Genomic DNA, 2,828 nt, shown 5'->3' on the forward strand with positions numbered 1-2,828 from the left:
GGATGAAGACTTTCCTGCTGCAGTTTTTCACCTGGTGGAACAGCCAGACGCTTGGCACGCGCTTCCACACCTGGCGCTTCGGCAACAAGGTCGGCGAGGACGAGGTCGGCAACGTCTATTACGAGGGCGGCATCGATTCGGAAGGTCGCACCCGCCGCTGGGTCATCTATCGTGACTATTCCGAAGCCTCGAAGATCCCTCCGGGATGGCATGGCTGGATGCATCATCGCGTCGACACGCCTCCGTCGAGCGAAAGCTATAAGGCTCGTGATTGGCAGAAGCCGCACCGTCCCAACCTCACAGGAACGCCGGGCGCCTATCGCCCGCAAGGTTCCATTCTGACCAACCAGCATCGCCCGCAAGTCACCGGCGACTACGACGCTTGGACGCCCGGTTCGTAAACGCGTTTCGGTCTTTTGTCGCCACAATTGGCGTTTAGCTGCTTGCTGATAGCGCAGCCCTGACTAGCCTTGGGCGATTAGAGAATCACCCGGGCGCAACCACCGGTATCCCTGCATGAACTCTTTCGGCCGACTCTCGACGGGACTGTTCGCGGCAGCGTCCGTTCTGGCTGCCTCGACGGCAGGGTTCGCCGCCGCGCAGACACCGGCGGCGCCGGCGGTTTCCGACCGCATCACCAATCCGGTCGCCGAATTCGCCGGCATCGACAAGATCACCGGCCGCATCATCACCTTCGACGTCTATATCGACGAGACGGTGCAGTTCGGCGCCCTGCAGGTGACGCCGCGCGTCTGCTACTCTCGGCCTGAGACCGAACAGCCGAAGACCGATTCCTTCGTCGAGGTCGACGAGATCACGCTCGATCGCAAGATCCGCCGTATCTTTACCGGCTGGATGTTCGCCGAAAGCCCCGGTCTCAACGCGGTCGAGCACGCCGTCTATGACGTCTGGCTGAAGGGCTGCAAGCAAAAATCGGACGTGCCGCCGCCGACCGCCGCCAAGGCCGATACGGGCAAGCCGAAGACGAATGCCGCCAAGCCGAAGCCGCCAGCCGAGGCAGCGCCTGAGCCGTCGGACGCGGCGCCCGCGCCGGATGGCGCCGACACCACAGACACGAACTGATCTCGGAACTCTCGGAACCCTCTTTTTCGCAATCCGTTGGATAAACGGTGATGGCGACGGGAGATTTCCATGGCAACGATCAGGCCGATCACTGCCAGCAAGAAAGAGCTTCTCGATATCGAGAAAGGCTTCTGGACCGGCGATTCCGCATATTTCGCGGCCCACGCCGATGTGGATTGCCTCGTCGCCTTTCCGGAGATGGCGCAGGCGATGACCAATGCCGATCTGGCCAAGACCGCCACCGAGCCCAATCGCTGGCGCGATCTCGACATTCGGCTGAAAGGCATGGTCGAACCCGGCAGCGATATCGTCATGCTAACCTACGAGGCGCGCGCGACGCGGGAAAACGGCGAGCCGTATGCCGCTCTCGTCAGCACCGGCTATGTTCATCGCGCCGATGGCTGGAAGATGATGTTTCATTCCCAGACGCCAATTGAAACTGCGAGCGGGTGACCGCTTACCTCAGGGATAAAAGACCGCTTCGCCCTTCAGGGCCTCGGCCAGCATTTTTTCGTAGCGGCTGCGCGGCACGTCGATGGCGCCGAAGCGCTTCAGGTGCTCGGTGGTGAACTGCGTGTCGAGGAGCGCGAAGCGGCGTTCGTTCAGCCGCTCGACGAGATAATAGAGGCAGGTCTTCGAGGCGTCGGTTTCCCGGGCGAACATGCTTTCGCCGAAGAAGACGCGCCCGAGTGACACCCCATAGAGACCGCCGGCCAGCCGGCCCTCGCGCCACGCCTCGACGGAATGGCAGTGGCCCAGCCGATAGAGCTCGACATAGGCTTCGCGGATCGGCGCGTTGATCCAGGTCGAGCGGCGCTCGTCGCGCCTTTCCGCGCAGCCGTCGATCGTCGCCTCGAAGTCGAAATCGTAGCGGATGTCGAAAGGGTGCCTGCGGATCGTCTTCTTCAGACTGCGCGGCGTGTGGAATCCGTCGAGCGGGATGATGCCGCGCGTCTCCGGCCGCACCCAGAACACTTCCGGGTCGGTGGCGCTCTCTGCCATCGGGAACACGCCCGAGGCATAGGCTTTCAGCAGCAGGTCGGTCGGGATGCGGTAGCCGGGCGCGTAGGGACGAGTCATTGCGCCATTATAACCGCAAGATCCTATTCCTCCTTGGCCAAATATTTCTCAAGCCAGTGGATGTCGTAATCGCCGTTGGCGATATCCGGATTTCCGACGAGGTCGCGGAACAGCGGCAGCGTCGTCTTGATGCCGTCGACGACGAATTCGTCGAGCGCCCGGCGCAGCCGCATCATGCATTCGACGCGGTTGCGCCCATGCACGATCAGCTTACCGATCAGGCTGTCGTAATAGGGCGGGATCCGGTAGCCGGAATAGACGCCGGAATCGACGCGGATGCCGAGGCCGCCCGGCGTGTGGAAATGCGTGATCGTACCGGGCGACGGCGTGAACGTGCGCGGATCCTCGGCGTTGATGCGGCACTCGATGGCGTGGCCGTTGAACTTGATGTCTTCCTGCTTGACCGACAGTCCGCCGCCGGAGGCGACACGGATCTGTTCATGCACGAGGTCGATGCCGGTGATCGCTTCGGTCACCGGATGCTCGACCTGCAGGCGTGTGTTCATCTCGATGAAATAGAATTCACCGTTCTCGTAGAGGAATTCGATCGTGCCGGCGCCGGAATAGCCAAGATCGGCGATCGCCTTGGCGCAGATGCCGCCGATGCGCGCACGTTCCTCGGCGTTGAGGGCCGGTGAGTTCGCTTCCTCCCACACCTTCTGGTG

Annotated in this window: 4 protein-coding genes and 1 pseudogene; 3 read left to right on the plus strand and 2 right to left on the minus strand. The window is 62.3% G+C overall.

What is annotated here, in order from left to right; all coding sequences use genetic code 11:
- Positions 1-2: 2 nt before the first annotated feature.
- The 3 genes from EOA49_RS31320 to EOA49_RS31330 all read left to right on the plus strand — a co-directional run bounded on the left by EOA49_RS31320 (position 3) and on the right by EOA49_RS31330 (position 1,536).
- Positions 3-401 carry an NADH:ubiquinone oxidoreductase subunit NDUFA12 gene (locus EOA49_RS31320; protein WP_067321589.1) on the plus strand — a complete coding sequence of 133 codons (399 nt, stop codon included), beginning with the start codon at positions 3-5 and terminating at the stop codon, positions 399-401.
- A gap of 115 nt (positions 402-516) precedes the next feature.
- The gene (locus EOA49_RS31325) at positions 517-1,083 is read left to right on the plus strand and encodes a DUF2155 domain-containing protein (RefSeq protein ID WP_095824712.1); all 567 of its coding nucleotides are present in this window, start codon (positions 517-519) and stop codon (positions 1,081-1,083) included.
- A gap of 69 nt (positions 1,084-1,152) precedes the next feature.
- Positions 1,153-1,536 (plus strand): hypothetical protein, encoded by a 384-nt coding sequence (locus EOA49_RS31330; RefSeq protein WP_127241950.1) that lies wholly within the window; start codon positions 1,153-1,155, stop codon positions 1,534-1,536.
- Positions 1,537-1,545: 9 nt separating this feature from the next.
- Here EOA49_RS31330 and aat read toward each other — a convergent pair whose 3' ends face one another.
- Entirely contained in the window at positions 1,546-2,163 is a 618-nt protein-coding gene (gene aat, locus EOA49_RS31335) for a leucyl/phenylalanyl-tRNA--protein transferase (RefSeq protein WP_095824710.1), read from the minus strand.
- A gap of 23 nt (positions 2,164-2,186) precedes the next feature.
- A pseudogene (locus tag EOA49_RS31340) lies at positions 2,187-2,828 on the minus strand (acetyl-CoA carboxylase biotin carboxylase subunit); the annotation flags it as partial.

It is taken from the genome of Mesorhizobium sp. M1A.F.Ca.IN.020.04.1.1 (genome assembly GCF_003997315.1).
Classification (GTDB): domain Bacteria; phylum Pseudomonadota; class Alphaproteobacteria; order Rhizobiales; family Rhizobiaceae; genus Mesorhizobium.